We start from the raw sequence: 14,493 nt of genomic DNA on the forward strand, positions 1-14,493 counted from the left end.
CCGCGCATCATCGACCCCCTCGCGAAGGGCCGTCACGTCTCGCCTTCGACCAGCGCGGTGTCGGGGCCTCCACGGGCCAGGTGCCGGACAGCATCGAGGCGATGGCTGATGACGCCTACACCTTCATCACGGCACTCGGCTTCGACAAGATCGACGTCTTCTCCTTCTCCCTCGGCGGCTTCATCGCCCAGGCCCTGGTGGTGAAGCACCCCGAGCTCGTCCGCAAGTTCGTCCTCACCGGCACCGGGCCCAAGGGCGGCAAGGACATCGACAAGGTCGCCGGCACCACGTACCGGGACATGCTGCGCGCCACCCTGACCCGGTCGGACCCCAAGGAGTTCCTGTTCTTCAACCGCAACGCCACAGGCAAGCCCGCCGCCCGCGCGTTCGTCAACCGGCTCAAGGAACGCACCGCCGACCACGATGCGAAGATCAAGGTCCAGGCGTTCCAGACACAGGTCAACGACCCGGGACTAAAAGTCCCGGGCTTGCACACGCGTAGTTGTTATCTGCAGTTGTTCTCTCCTGATGCTGCAGCGGCGCCGCCCCGACAGCCGCGGAGCGTGCGGCAGCGAGCCACGTGGGCGGGGCCAGTCGGCGAGTTCGTTCAACTACCTGGCACACAAGTCTTTTTAACGATGTAAGTCCTGTGCTGTGATGAGCGCCATCGCCGAGGCCGTCCCAGGAGACAACGATGTCAACTCTGTCTGAAGAGCGCCCCCATCCCGACCCCCAGAACGCCGACATCCCCCGCGCCGAGTACCCTCGCCCCGGCTTCGTCCGGGACGACTGGCTCATTCTCAACGGCACCTGGCAGTTCGCCTTCGACCCGGGCGACAGCGGACTCGAGCGCGGCCTGGTCCACTCCGAGTTGCCTGAGCGGATCGCTGTCCCCTTCTGCCCGGAGTCGGAGCTGTCAGGCATCGGGGACACCGACTTCCACCGGGCCGTCTGGTACCGGCGCACGGTCCGGATACCCAAGGACTGGCGGGGCCGGCGTCCCGTCCTGCACTTCGGGGCTGTCGACCACGACGCCACCGTTTGGGTCAACGGGCGTGAAGTGGCCCGCCACAGTGGCGGGTTCACCTCCTTCAGCGCCGACCTCGGCGGTGTGGTGAGCGCGGGCGACGAGGCGGTCGTCGTCGTGCGCGCCAGGGACTCCCGGCAGGGCCCGCAGGCCCGTGGCAAGCAGTCCGACCAGTACGCCAACTACAGCTGCCACTACACGCGCACGACCGGCATCTGGCAGTCGGTGTGGCTGGAGCCGGTGGCCGACACTCATCTGGGGCGGCCCCGCATCACGCCGGACCTCGCCGCCGGCTGCTTCCACCTCGAACTTCCCCTGTCCGGCAGCCGCGCGGGCCATCGCATCCGGGCGCGGCTCACCGACGAGCAGGGCACCGTGGTCGAGGCTGCGGTCGCGGCCCACCTCGATCTCGCGCCGCGCCTCGTGCTGCCCCTCCCGGAGGAGCGGCGCAGGACCTGGTCGCCCGAGGACCCGCACCTGTACGAGGTCCACCTCGACGTGGTGAACGGCTCCGGCACCGTGGTCGACAGTGCCCGCTGCACCGCGGGGCTGCGCTCGGTCACCATCGAGGGCAAGCGTGTCCTGCTCAACGGCAAGCCGGTCTTCCAGCGCCTCGTCCTCGACCAGGGCTGGTACCCGGACGGTCTGATGACGGCGCCCGACGACGCCGCGCTGGTCCGTGACATCGAACTGTCGCTCGCCGCCGGGTTCAACGGGGCCCGTCTGCACCAGAAGGTCTTCGAGGAGCGCTTCCTCCACCACGCGGACCGCCTGGGCTACCTGGTGTGGGGCGAGTTCGGCGACTGGGGCGCGAGCAGCGGCCCGCTGAGCGGCGACAACCAGCAGCAGACCGTCGGCTTCGCCGCCCAGTGGCTGGAGGCCGTCGAGCGGGACTACTCGCACCCCTCGATCATCGGCTGGTGCCCGCTCAACGAGACCCGTCAGCAGCTCCACGACCGGCACACCACGCTCGACGACGCGACCCGTGCGATGTTCCTCGCCACCAAGGCCGCCGACACCTCGCGCCCGGTGCTGGACGCCTCCGGCTACTCCCACCGCGTAGCCGAGACGGACGTCTATGACTCGCACTGCTACGAGCAGGACCCTGAAACCTTCCGGGAACTGATGGCGGGGCTCGACAAGAACGCGCCGTTCATCAATCCGCAGGACGAGCCAGGCGAGAGAGAATGGTCGGTGCTGTACCGCGGTCAGCCGTATTTCTGCAGCGAGTTCGGCGGCATCTGGTGGAACCCGGAGGAGGCCGCGGCAGCGGGCGGCGAGGACCAGAACGTCTCGTGGGGATACGGGCAGCGCCCCCGGGACGAGGAGGAGTTCCATCAGCGCTTCGCCGGTCTGACCGGGGTGCTCCTCGACGACCCGGCCATGTTCGGCTACTGCTACACCCAGCTCACCGACGTCTTCCAGGAGCAGAACGGCGTCTACCGCTTCGACCGCTCCGCCAAGCTCGACGTCGAGCGGGTCCGTGCCGCTCAACTGCGCCCGGCCGCCATCGAGTCGGACACCGAGGGAGCGGCGTGATGGCCGTTTCGCGCAGAAACCTGCTGCGCGGCGCTCTGTTCGGGGCCGCCGCGGCCGCGACGGCCCCGGCTCTGAGTGCGTGCACCTCGATCGCCACCGCGAGCACCGACGCCATCCAGTACTGGAACCCGTTCACCGGCGGCGACGGGGGCCTGATGAAGGACATGGTGAGCCAGGTCGAGCGCCGGGTGTCCGGGCTTAGGACAACCACCACGGTCCTGGACTGGGGCGCCTCGTACTACACCAAGCTGGCGATGGCCTCGGCCGGCGGCCGTGCACCCGACGTGGCGATCATGCATGCGTCGCGGTTCGCGGGCTACGCGCCCGGCGGGCTGCTCGACCCATGGGACATGGACATCTTCCGGGAGTTCGGCATCACGCCGGGCACGCTCAACCCGAAGACGTACAAACGCGGCACATACCAGGGTGATCAGTACGCGCTGCCGCTCGACACCCACCCCTTCGTCGTCTTCTACGACAAGGAAGTGATGGCCAAGGCCAACCTGGTGGACAGCGACGGGAAGTTGCTGCCCTTCGACGGACCCGAGGGCTATCTGGACGCGGCCAAGCGGCTGCGGTCCGTCAACAAGGGCGGGCTCGGTCCGGTGTACGGGCACGTCAACGACACCGCCCAGAACTGGCGGATGTTCTGGTCGCTGTTCCCGCAGACGGGCGCCGAGTTCGACTTGTCCGGCAAGAAGGCCGTCATCGACCGGGACGCGGCCGTGAAGGTCATCACCTTCATGCAGCAGTTGACCGCACCCCAGTGCCGGACCATGGACCCCGCCACCTCCGTGGGCTCCTTCGCCAGCCGCAAGGCCCCGTTCATCTTCACCGGCGAGTGGGACTCGGCCGCGTTCAGCCAGATCAAGGGGATGGACCTGGGCGCCTCGCCTTTTCCCCAGATCTACGACAAACCCGCGTCCTGGGCCGACAGCCACATGTTCGTCCTGCCGCACCAGGACAACCCCGACCCCGAGCGGCGGCGTACCACGCACCGCCTGGTCGCAGAGCTGTTCAAGGCGAGCTTCACCTGGGCCAAGGCAGGCCACATCCCCGGATATCTGCCGGTCGTCGATTCGCAGAAGTATCAGCATCTGGAACCGCAGATCGACTACGCGGCCGCGGCGAAGTCACCGGCCCTCGACCCGCCGGCCTGGTTCATGTGCGCCGGCGCCGATGTCCAGGTGCAGCTGTGCCAGGCCATCCAGACCGCTCTGGTCGGCGCCAACTCCGCGACGACCGCCGTGGGCAAGATGATCACGGCCCTGAACTTCTACCTCGGCAAGCCGAATCCCGCCTGACACGCCACGAGAGGACAGCAATGTCATGAGTACATGGCAAACCCGCGGCGCCGGTTCGACTCGCCGCTCAGCGCTCGGCCGCACGTCCGGGCCCCTGTTCGTCGCCCCGTTCATGGTGGTCTTCGCGCTCTTCCTCGTGGTGCCGCTCGTCTGGGGCCTATGGATGAGCTTCACCAACTCGAGCCTCACCGGCCGGGGTGACTCCACCTTCGCCGGGTTCGGCAACTACGCCGAGGCCCTCACCGACGCGAAGATGTGGGAGACGATCGGCCACACCGTGCTCTTCACAGTCATGTCCACCGTCCCCCTCGTCGCCTTCGCCCTGGTCATGGCTCTCCTCGTGCACGCCGGGCTGCCCGGGCAGTGGCTGTGGCGGCTCGCCTTCTTCGCTCCGTACCTCCTCACCAGCGCCGTCATCTGGCAGGTCGGGCTCCTGCTGTTCCAGACGGACTCCGGCATGCTCAACACCCTCCTCAACGCGATCGGCCTGGACGGCGTCGGCTGGCTCGTCGAGGAACGCTACGCGATGTGGTCGGTGGTCCTGATCACCGTCTGGTGGACCGTCGGCTTCAACTTCCTGCTGTATCTGGCCGCCCTGCAGTCCGTGCCCGACCAGCTCTACGAAGCGGCGGCGATCGACGGCGCCGGTGCCTGGCGCCGACTCTGGTCCATCACCATCCCCCAGCTCCACCGGACGACCGCGCTGATCACGGTGTTGCAGGTGTTGGCCTCGCTCAAGGTGTTCGACCAGATCTTCCTGCTCACCAAGGGCGGTCCGGACGGCTCCACCCGGCCGGTCCTCGAGTACATCTTCGACACCGGCTTCACCGGCTACCGGCTCGGCTACGCCGCCGCCATGTCGTACATCTTCTTCGCCCTGCTGCTCATCCTCTCCATCGGGCACCTCAAGTTCTTCTCGCGCAAGGAGGCGTGACGATGACTGCCGACACCCTGACCCGCCCGACGGTCCGGCCGGCCGGCGGGGCCGAAGGCCGGACGCGCGCCCGGCGACGCAGCACCAAACCGCAGCAGGTGATGGGCTCGGGGCCCGGGGCCAAGGTGGGCGCCTGGATCGCGCTGGCGCTGATGGCCGTGATGTGGCTGGCGCCCATCGCCTGGGCCCTGGTGACGTCGCTCAAGACGGAACCCGACGCGGCCTCCGTCGGGGACGGCTGGATACCGGAGCACGGCTTCACGGCCGCCGCCTACGGCAAGATATTCAGCAACGGGAAGATCCCCATGTGGGCGCTGAACAGCTTCTTCGTGGCGGCGATGGTCACGGTGCTGACCGTCGCGGTGTCCGCGCTCGCGGCGTACGGGTTCTCGCGCACGCTCTTCCGGGGCCAGCGGCCGCTGTTCGCAGCGACGATCGCGTCGATCATGGTGCCGCCGCAGATCCTGATCGTGCCGCTGTTCCGCGAGATGCTCTCGCTGAACCTCGTGGACACCTACGCCGGCATGATCCTGCCGCAGGTCGTGGCGCCGCCGATGGTGTACATCCTCAAAAAGTTCTTCGACGCCATCCCGCGTGAACTGGAGGAGGCGGCCCGGCTCGACGGGGCGAGCAATGGCCGGGTGTTCCTCAGTGTCATCCTGCCGCTGTCCCGGCCGATCCTGTCCGCCGTGGCGGTCTTCGTCTTCATCGGCGCCTGGAACAACTTTCTATGGCCGTTCATCAGCACCAGCGACCAGTCGCTGATGACGCTGCCCGTCGGCCTGGCGACGGTCAAGGACTCCTACGGGCTGCAGTACGCGCAGCTCGCCGCGTCCGGGCTGCTCGCTTCCGTGCCCCTCATCCTGGTCTTCATGATCTTCCAGCGTCAGATGGTGAAGTCCGTGGCCACGACGGGGCTCGGCGGCCAGTAGATGCCGCACCACGCGAACCGCCCGGTCGGACCGGCAGCCTTGCCGGTCCGACCGGGCGGTTCCATGGCCCCGGCTCTCAGCCGATGGCCCGCCGCAGCCTGTCCGCGATGCCGGCGCTCTCCTCCGCGGTGTGTGCGAGCACCCCGTTCTCCGTCATCAAGGCGTGGTACTGCTGCTGCTCGTAGGGCACACCCTGCGGCAGCCCGGCGATGTGCCAGTACAGGTGGCTGTTGCCCTGCGCGCTGCCCAGCGACAGCAGATACGTCCGCTCCGGGGCGAACATCGCCTCCACCGCGAGCGCCACCCTGCGCACCACGACCATCAGCCTGCCGTACGCCGCCTCGTCCAGATCCCTGACGACGTGCTCGATGTGCGCCTTCGGTGCCACCAGCGCCTTGCCCGGCAGCGTTGGGTACTTGTCCAGGTAGGCCACGTGCGCGTCGTCCTCGTAGACCGTCTCGTGCCGGTGCTCCGGGTCCCCCGCGAGGTAGGCGCAGATGTAGCAGGGCTGGTGCGCGTGCGGGCCGACGTACGCGTCGAGGTCCATGTCCTCCCGCCTCATCCGGCTCACCCTGCCTCGGGAAGCTGCGCGCTGATGGCCTGCTCCAGCTCCGTCATCGTGCGGCCGAAGACGGCCCGCAGATCCACGTCGTAGCGGTGCGCCAGAATCAGTACGGACCACAGGCAGTCGGCCAGTTCGTGCTCGAGTGCCTGCCGCCCGCCGGGCATCTCCCGGGCGCCCTCCTCGGCCATCACCAGTTTGGCGAGGTCTCCGACGTCGCCCATGAAGCCGAGCATGAACTCCTCCCGGGTCCACACCCGTCCTCGTTCGTGCAGGTTCAGCTCGTCGTACAGGTCGTGGATCCGTCGTGCTCGCTGCAGCAGTTCGTCGAGCTCGGCCACAGACACCTCCTGCTCATCGAGGACTAGTGACGATGCGTGGCGTCCGCGTGCCGGGGGTCCGCGGGGTGCTCGAAGCCGGGCATCAGGGTCACCGATTCGGCGTGGCGGCGTTCCAGCCACAGTGTGAAGTGGCGGTCGGCGGCTGCCTGGTGGAGTTCGTTCTCGATGGCGGGGCGCTCCGCTTCGTACGGGCCGGGGTGCAGGTCGCGGTTGCGGGCGTAGTAGTCGCGGATGGCGGGCTCCGGTACGGCGATGTCGGCGGTGACCCGGGCGCGTACCGCGGGGGCCACCGGCAGCGACGTCAGGACTGCCGCCGTCACGCCGCCCATCCTCAGGGCGTCCGTCAAGTGCAACTCGGCGCGGACGTCCGGCGGTTGAGGTGGCAGGTCCAGTGTTGCCGCTTCCTGTTCGACGACTGCCTCGTACGTCATGACCTGGACAACCCAGCGGCGCAGGTTGCGCGCGTCCGCGGTGCCGGGGCGGGGCAGGCGGGGGGCCAGGGGGCCGCTTCGGAGCGCGGCCACTCTGGCCTCCACCTCGGCCTCGGTGAGGGTACGGTCACCGACGACGGCGGCGATGTGGGTGTGCGTCACGGGACGACCTCGATCTCGACCGCCTCGGTGTAGTGCAGACAGCCCGCGGCGGCCAGTTTGACGACCGCCCACCAGCGGCCGGGCCGGGTGCCGACGGGGACGGACACCGGGAAGCTCAACGTGTGCTCACCCCGCGCCGGAACCTCCGCGCCCGTGTTCCAGTGCGGGAACAGCTCGAAGGTCTGCCAGGGACTGATGAGTTGGGCCTGGACGTGGACCGGCGTGCGGGCGTCCGATGCCAGGTGGACGTCGAGCGTGCCCGCCTCTCCCGGGGCCAGGCGCAGGGCCGTCGTCCGGAGGGTCGCCACCGGCTCGGCGGGCGGCGCCTCGCCGACCTGGACGCGGGTCACATCCTCGAAGGTCTGGCCGTCGTACGTCGTGCGCGCCCGCAGCCAGTATGTTCCCGGCTCGGCGGACGGCGGCGGCGTGATGCGCAGCTCGTGGGCGAGGTGGCCGCCCGGTTCGAGGGCGTAGGGCACCGTGACCGTATCCGCCGACCAGCCCTCCGGGAGCAGGACCTGGACCTCTCCCGCGGTGGACGCCCCGGTGAGACCGGAGGCCACCGTGAGCGTGAGGTCGCCGGCTCCGTGCAGCACCTGCGGGTGCAGGTGGACGGCCACCGGAAGGTTGCCGGTCGGCGCCGGTCCGGTGTTGTGCAGCCAGTAGCGGGTGAACACCGGCTGATCGGGCTCGCGGCCCGGCTCCACCCCGCCACGCGCCTCGGCGAGCGCGGCGACGACCGTCGCAATGTCCATGCCGCCGAGGTCGACGGTGAGCCCGGCGAGGCGAGACTGCGGGCGCTCCAGCAGGGTGGCGCGGTGTGCCTCGGTGAGGGGCAGGTCCGTGGCCAGACGGGCCTGGACCGGCCGGCCTGTCGCCTCGTAAAGACGTATCGTCAACCCCGATACGGGGCCCGGCAGTTCACCTTCCGCCAGGGGGTTCCCCGTCGGCTTGAGCGCGCTGAGGACGACCTGGCCCGCCGGTTCCACCGCGAGGAACGACCGCTTCTCCGGTTGGCCCGCGCGCTCGCCGCGTACCGCGCGCAGCGGGTGGTTGACGTCGTGGGCGCGCGGGACCACGTTCTGCGCGCGCCAGTCGCCCGGTCCGGCCGTGAGCGTGTAGTCGAAGGAGTGGGTCCAGTGCTGCTGCTGGAACGTGGAGCCGTCCGGGTGCGTGCGCCGCGGCGTGTCGATCCACACGCCGGAGGGCCAGCCGGTGCAGGAGCGCATCAGCGACAGGTGCAGGGCGCCGCCGGAGTCCACCGCGAAGCCGGGAACGCCCTGGTTGACGAGGGCGACCGTGTAGTCGTCGAGCGGTGGTTCGGTGAGCGGGCCGCCGTCCGCGACCTCGATCGCCGCGTCGTCCAGGTCAGCGACCAGGTCGTCCACCGCGCCCTCACCGGCCACGACGAGCACCGGCAGCGCGTGTGCGGCGCGCAGGTCTGCGCCCGGCACCCACACCTTCTCCAGCGGGCTGTCGGCCGGGACCCACAGGCGGGCCCGGCCGGTCGCCGCGAGCTGCGCAGCGAACGCGTCGGCATACTCCCCCGTCAGCACCTGGGCGGTGAACGGGTTTTCGTCCGGACCACCGATCGCGATGCGTACGTCGGGGAGGTTGGAGTCCACGGCGAGGTCGCCGTAGCGGGCGCCGGGCGCGGCCGAGCAGGTGCTGGTCACGCCCGCCTGCACCAGGGCGACGGCGAGGTCCTTGGCGCCGGCGCCGTCGGGCGTGACGATCTCGGCGATGCCGAGAGCGCGGTCCCCCTCGGCGAGCCGGACGCGTGCGGTGGATGACAGGGCGAACCAGTTGTTCGCTGGGTTGTCGAGGGTCCAGGGATGCTCCGCCGAGTCGGCGTCGATCAGGCCGAACCCGCGCCCGATGACGGCGTTCGCGACCTCGCTGACCGGCAGGGCGCCGGGCACCCGCACCGGCCAGCGCAGCCGCAGCAGCCGGTCGGCGCCGTCGAACGCGTCGACGTGCGTGACGCCGTCGAGACGGTCGACGCCGTGCCAGAGGGTGAGGGTCTGCGTGTACCGCACCGGGCCGACCGTGCCGGTCACCGTGATCCGCTCGCCGAGGGCGCTCGTCTCGGTCCGCACGGATGCGGCGGGCGCGGACGCCGAGCCGATCACGGCCCCGTTCGGCACCAGGTGCCAGGGGCCCTCGTGGTAGCGGGGGTGCGTCGGGTACTCCTCGTAGACCAGGACTTCGTTGCCGACGCGGCCGGCCTGGAGCAGTTCGCGGCCTTCGACGGTCAGCCGGGAGACGCAGCCACCGCGTCGCGGGTCCACTTCGAGAATGTGCGTCGAGTTCGCGATGCGGGTCGCTCCGTCGGACGGCGTCCAGTTCGAAGCCGTACGGGAGGGGCGGAGGCGGATGGCGCGGTAGCCGAGCGACGGCACGTCGGCGGCGAGGAAGACGACGTCGGCCTCGGCGAGCGAGCCGTCCTCGCGGTGGCTCGCGTGTTCCAGGACGAGGGGGGTGCCGTCCGTCAACTCCCAGCCATAGAATCCGGTTTCGGGGTGGGAGAGGCGGATGCGGACGAGGTCGGTGCGCGGCCAGGCCGACGGGTTGAACACGGTCACCGTGTCCTCGGCCGCAGGGCCGAGGCGGCGCAGCGAGACATCGAGGACGTCGCGTCCGGTGTCGTAGGCCTCCCGCCAGCTGGTGAGCAGGTCCAGGTAGACCTGGTCGGACTCGGAGCCGGTGATCGCGTCGTGGTGGGCGCCGTACGCGAGCTGCCGCCACGCCTTGTCGATGCGGGCGTGCGGGTAGTCGGCACCCGTCTCGACGGAGGCGAGGGTGGCGAACGTCTCGGCCTCGGTGAGCAGTGACTCGGCGGCGCGCTGCGCCTGCTTGGTGTCGATGAACGACACGTCCTTGCCGGTGTAGACCGGGTTCATGTCCCTGGTCTGCGGCGAGGGTTCGGTCAGCTCGCCGCGTACGGCCGCGAAGAACTCGCTCGGCAGAGCGCACTTCAGGCGCGGCCAGGTGTAGCGGGCGGCGAAGTCCCGGTGGATCTCGGTGACCCAGCGATTGGGCGGGGTGTAGTCGGTGCCGACCGGGAGGAGCAGGTTGCGGGTCGCGGCGACGTTCCTCATCAGCCGGTACAGCTCCAGGACCGCGTCCTCGGCATCGGCGAGACTCGTGGCGGAGTCCATCCACCAGCCGGCACTGTAGTGCGCCGGCATGTAGTGGGTGAGGATGCCGCGGCCGCTGGGCGAGAGCCACTCGAACTCTGCGGGGAACTGCATCGTGGACGGGTCGCCCCAGCCGTCCTGCTCCCGGTCGCGGTCGGTGAGCATCGGGCCCCACTGGTGGTGCGGGCCACGTGCCCACGACGACGAGGTGAGCCCGGCGTCGGCGGCGAGGCCGGGGAACTGCGGGTCGTGCCCGAAAACGTCCAGCTGCCAGGCGGTCTGCGGGTCGCCGCCCATGACGCCGCGCTGGAAGCCGATGCCGTACACGAGGTTGCGGGCGGTCGACTCGGCGGAGGTGAGGTTGGTGTTGGGCTCGTTGTAGGTGCCGCCCATCAGCTCGACGCGGCCTTCCGCGAGCAGCCGGCGCAGCAGGGCGCGGTCCTCGGGGTGGGCGTCCCAGTACGGCTTGAGGTAGTCGACCTCGGCAAGCACGAACTTGTAGTCGGGGTCGCGGCGGGCCGTCCGCAGGTGCAGCCGCATCAGTTCGAAGCCGGTGTACTGCCAGCCGATCCGGAACTGCTGCGCCGTGTCGCCCGCGTCGTCCCAGGTGGTGGTGTACGCGGCCTGGGTGTTCCACCACACCGGGTCGTAGTGGAAGTGCGGCACCATCCACACCGTCCAGCCGGGCTCAGCCACGGTCAGCTCGGCGTGTGCCACCTGATCGCCGGCGGTCACCGTGAGGGGGACCACTGCGCCGGGTGCGGCGTCGCAGCGCACCCCGATCTCCATGGGCTTGCCCGGCTCCCCCGCCGTGGTCTCGCCGTACGCGCCGGGGCCGGTGACGACGACCGGGGCGGGCTCGTCGAGTGTCACGCGGACGACTTGCAGGGGGTTGTCCGCGGGACCGACGAACAGGTCGGTCGGCTCGACCCCGATTATGCGCACCGTGCTATCCCTTCACAGATCCGGCCATGTTGAAGGAGCCGGAGAGGTACTTGTTGACGAGGACGTAGAGCAGGACGGCCGGCGTGGTGTAGATGACGGAGAACGCCGCCAGCTGCCCGTACGCCACCTGGCCGTACTGAGAGAAGAACGAGTAGATGGTGACCGCGGCCGGCTGCTTCTCCGGGGTGTCGAGCAGCACGAACGGGACGAAGAAGTTGCCCCACTGGCCGACGAACACGAAGATCGCCACGACGGCGACTCCCGGCGCCATCAGCGGTGCCACCACCCGGCACAGCGACTGGAACCAGCCCGCGCCGTCCACCCAGGCGGCCTCCTCCAGGCTGATCGGCACCCCGTCCATGAAGTTCTTCATCATCCAGATGGCGAACGGCAGCGCGCTGGCCGTCAGGAACAGCACCATCGCCGCCACGGATCCGTACAGCTGGAAGCGGAAGAACATCGCGTAGACCGGGACCATGATCGCGGTGAGCGGCAGGCCTGTGGAGAACAGCAGCGTGAGCATGAAGTGCCGTTTGTAGCGCAGCCGGTAGCGGGAGAGCGGGTAGGCAGCAAGTCCGGAGACGACGACCGTGAGCAGGGCCGTGGAACCGGAGATGACCACGGAGTTGAGCAGCGGCCCGTACACCGTGTCCCAGTTCATGACGGCCCGGAAGTTGGAGAGCGAGAAGGAGAAGGGCAGTTCGGCGGCCGGTGAGGAGCCGGGCTGCACGGAGGAGAGCAGCACCCACACGAACGGACCGAGGAAGCAGAGCGTGATCAGCACGATCACGGCGTGCGACGCGGTGCGCGCGCCCCAGCGGGTCATCAGTCCTCCACCTTGATCAGCCGCAGGTACACCAGCGACAGCAGGCCGCCGAACAGGAGCATCACCAGGGCGATGGCGCTGCCGTAGCCGACCTCGAAGTACTTGAACGCCTGCTCGTACATGTACAGCGGCGTCGTCTGGCTCTCCTCCCCGGGACCGCCCCCGGTCAGCGCGTAGATCAGGCCGAAGCTCGCGAGGGTCTGCAGCGTGGTCAGCATCAGGTTGGAGAGCACGGAGCGCTGGATCAGCGGCAGGGTGACGCTGAAGAAGGTGCGGCCGGTGGAGGCCCCGTCGACCTTCGCGGCCTCAATCACGTCACGGGGCACCTCGGACAGGGCCGCCGAGTAGACGAGCATGGAGAACGCGGTGCCCCGCCAGGTGTTGGCGAGGATCACGGCGAGCATCGGCGCGGAGACCAGCCACTCCTGGTGCACGCCGAGCACCGAGTTGAGCGTGCCCTTCTCGTCGAGGAACGAGAACCAGCAGGCGGCGGCGACGACTTCGGGGACCACCCAGGCCGCGATGACGACGCCGTTCACCACACCTCTGACGACCCGGTTCTTGCCGCGAAGCACCAGGGCGATCAGCAGACCGAGCACGTTCTGGCCGAGCACGGCCGAGAACAGGACGAAGACCAGGGTGCGCACCAGCGAGCCGGTGAACGCGTCGTCGCCGAAGAGCCTGGTGAAGTTGTCCAGGCCGACGAAGTGCGAGTTCACGGAGGCCGACCCGGTGAGGGTCTCATTGGTGAAGGCGATCCAGACGCTCCACAGGATCGGCCCCACCAGGAAGATCGCGATCAGGACCAGGGCTGGCGCGAGCGGCAGGAGCCAACGCAGCGAGCGGCGGCCCGGCGACGGCGTCTTCGCCGTGGTGCGCGTCGCCGGGGCGGAGGCGGTCATCGTCATGATGTCGAGACAACGTTGTCTGCACCGACGATCCGGCTCACTTCCTGGGCGTACCGCTTCGCCGCGTCCGCCGGGGAACTGCTTCCGGTGGTGACCGCCTCCATCGCCTCCTGGATCTGCGCGGAGACCTTCGGGTACTGCTCGTAGGCGGGCCGGTAGTGGGTGACCTTCGCGAGGCCCGTCCAGAACTCGATCGAGGGGTCGCTCTTGAGGTACGCCGGGTCGGACGCCACGTCCTTGCGGACGGCGAGGTCGCCGGAGCCCTCGGAGTACATGGCGGCGTTCTTCTTGTTCAGCGCCACCGTGATGAAGTCGAAGCCCTTCTGCTTGAGCTTGCTGTACGAGCTGACCGCCATGACCCAGCCGCCCGACATGCTGACAGCGCCCGGCGCCTCGCCTCCCTGCGTGGGCATCGGGACCCAGCCCATCGTCTTGGTCCACTCCGGCCACGGGTGCGGTCCGGCGGGCTTCCAGGAGCCGGAGATCCAGCCGCCGTCCAGGCTGATGCCGAGCTTGCCCTCGGGGAACCACTCGAACAGCGCCTTGTCGGCGAGCTTGGCGTTGAGGGCGTCGGCCTTCTTGGGACCGAGGTCCTCGCGGTAGATCGTGTCGATGAACTTCAGCGAGTCGGTCAGTCCCTTGCTCCGCGCCACCCACTTGCCGTTGTCGAAGAGGGTGCCGCCGGGGGTGCCGTACAGGAGCATCTCGAAGCCCTGCATGGTGGCGCCCTCGCCGTGGATCTTCGCGGAGTACATGCAGAACGGGGTGACGCCACGCACCTTGCGCTTGATGGTGCGGGCCGCGTCGAGGATGTCGTCCCAGGTCTTGGGGGCCCAGTTCTCGGGCAGTCCCGCGGACTTGAAGACGTCCTTGTTGTACCAGAGGCCACGGTTGTCGGTGGAGATCGGGACGCCGTACGTCTTGCCGTCCAGGCCCCGGGCCGCCTGGCGCAGTGACTCGGGGAACTGCTTCTCCCAGTCGGGCCACTTGGCGAGGTAGGAGTCCAGCGGGGCCAGCTTCTTGGCCGCGACGTCGGCGTTGACCTGGAACGTGTCGTGGAAGTAGACGTCAGGGGCGGAGCCGGGCGAGCGGTTCAGGAGGGCGAGCTTGGTGTAGTAGTCCTCGCTGCTGCCCTGGACCGGTGTCAGCTTGACGGTGACACCCTTGTGCGCGGCCTCGTACTCCTTCTTGGCCTCCTTCAGCATCTTCTCCAGGTGCGGCCAGGTCTTCTCCACGCGGTAGAGGACCTCGAGCTCACCCGGCTTACGGCCGGACCCGCTGCCGCAGCCCGAGACGGCGGCGGTGGCCGCGGCGGCGAGGGAGGCGGCAAGGAGGGTGCGTCTGTTCAACTCATGCTCCCGGCGACCGAGTTACAACGATAGAAAGCCAAGTGCGGCGCGCCGTAGATCGGTTGACGCGAGGCCGTCAACACTTGGGACGTC

General features: G+C 69.2%; 12 protein-coding genes. 5 read left to right on the plus strand and 7 right to left on the minus strand.

Annotation, left to right across the window (positions count from 1 at the left end):
• Positions 1-80: 80 nt before the first annotated feature.
• From OG698_RS01315 to OG698_RS01335, 5 genes are read left to right on the plus strand one after another with little or no spacing between them, the layout of a single operon-like run.
• The gene (locus tag OG698_RS01315; RefSeq protein WP_406100897.1) at positions 81-644 is read left to right on the plus strand and encodes an alpha/beta hydrolase; all 564 of its coding nucleotides are present in this window, start codon (positions 81-83) and stop codon (positions 642-644) included.
• 50 nt (positions 645-694) lie between these two features.
• Positions 695-2,566, plus strand: a complete 1,872-nt coding sequence (locus OG698_RS01320) for a glycoside hydrolase family 2 protein (protein WP_406100899.1) — start codon at positions 695-697, stop codon at positions 2,564-2,566.
• Positions 2,566-3,870, plus strand: a complete 1,305-nt coding sequence (locus OG698_RS01325; RefSeq protein ID WP_406100900.1) for an extracellular solute-binding protein — start codon at positions 2,566-2,568, stop codon at positions 3,868-3,870. The genes OG698_RS01320 and OG698_RS01325 overlap by 1 nt, the downstream gene beginning before the upstream one ends.
• Before the next feature lie 25 nt (positions 3,871-3,895).
• Positions 3,896-4,804, plus strand: a complete 909-nt coding sequence (locus OG698_RS01330) for a carbohydrate ABC transporter permease (protein WP_406100901.1) — start codon at positions 3,896-3,898, stop codon at positions 4,802-4,804.
• A 2-nt stretch (positions 4,805-4,806) separates the two neighbouring features.
• Positions 4,807-5,736, plus strand: a complete 930-nt coding sequence (locus OG698_RS01335) for a carbohydrate ABC transporter permease (protein WP_406100902.1) — start codon at positions 4,807-4,809, stop codon at positions 5,734-5,736.
• Between the two features lie 76 nt (positions 5,737-5,812).
• Here OG698_RS01335 and OG698_RS01340 read toward each other — a convergent pair whose 3' ends face one another.
• From OG698_RS01340 to OG698_RS01370, 7 genes are read right to left on the minus strand one after another with little or no spacing between them, the layout of a single operon-like run.
• Entirely contained in the window at positions 5,813-6,298 is a 486-nt protein-coding gene (locus OG698_RS01340) for an HIT family protein (RefSeq protein WP_406100903.1), read from the minus strand.
• A gap of 5 nt (positions 6,299-6,303) precedes the next feature.
• Entirely contained in the window at positions 6,304-6,639 is a 336-nt protein-coding gene (locus tag OG698_RS01345) for a MazG nucleotide pyrophosphohydrolase domain-containing protein (RefSeq protein WP_406100904.1), read from the minus strand.
• Between the two features lie 23 nt (positions 6,640-6,662).
• Positions 6,663-7,232, minus strand: a complete 570-nt coding sequence (locus OG698_RS01350) for a hypothetical protein (RefSeq protein WP_406100905.1) — start codon at positions 7,230-7,232, stop codon at positions 6,663-6,665.
• Positions 7,229-11,317, minus strand: a complete 4,089-nt coding sequence (locus OG698_RS01355; protein WP_406100906.1) for an NEW3 domain-containing protein — start codon at positions 11,315-11,317, stop codon at positions 7,229-7,231. Before OG698_RS01355 ends, OG698_RS01350 begins: the two co-directional genes overlap by 4 nt.
• 4 nt (positions 11,318-11,321) lie before the next feature.
• On the minus strand, positions 11,322-12,143 hold the full coding sequence (locus OG698_RS01360) for a carbohydrate ABC transporter permease (protein ID WP_406100907.1): 822 nt from the start codon (positions 12,141-12,143) through the stop codon (positions 11,322-11,324).
• The gene (locus OG698_RS01365; RefSeq protein WP_406110750.1) at positions 12,143-13,045 is read right to left on the minus strand and encodes a carbohydrate ABC transporter permease; all 903 of its coding nucleotides are present in this window, start codon (positions 13,043-13,045) and stop codon (positions 12,143-12,145) included. The genes OG698_RS01360 and OG698_RS01365 overlap by 1 nt, the downstream gene beginning before the upstream one ends.
• Before the next feature lie 2 nt (positions 13,046-13,047).
• On the minus strand, positions 13,048-14,400 hold the full coding sequence (locus OG698_RS01370; RefSeq protein WP_406100908.1) for an extracellular solute-binding protein: 1,353 nt from the start codon (positions 14,398-14,400) through the stop codon (positions 13,048-13,050).
• Positions 14,401-14,493: the final 93 nt, after the last annotated feature.

It is taken from the genome of Streptomyces sp. NBC_01003, assembly GCF_045162695.1.
Classification (GTDB): Bacteria; Actinomycetota; Actinomycetes; order Streptomycetales; family Streptomycetaceae; genus Streptomyces.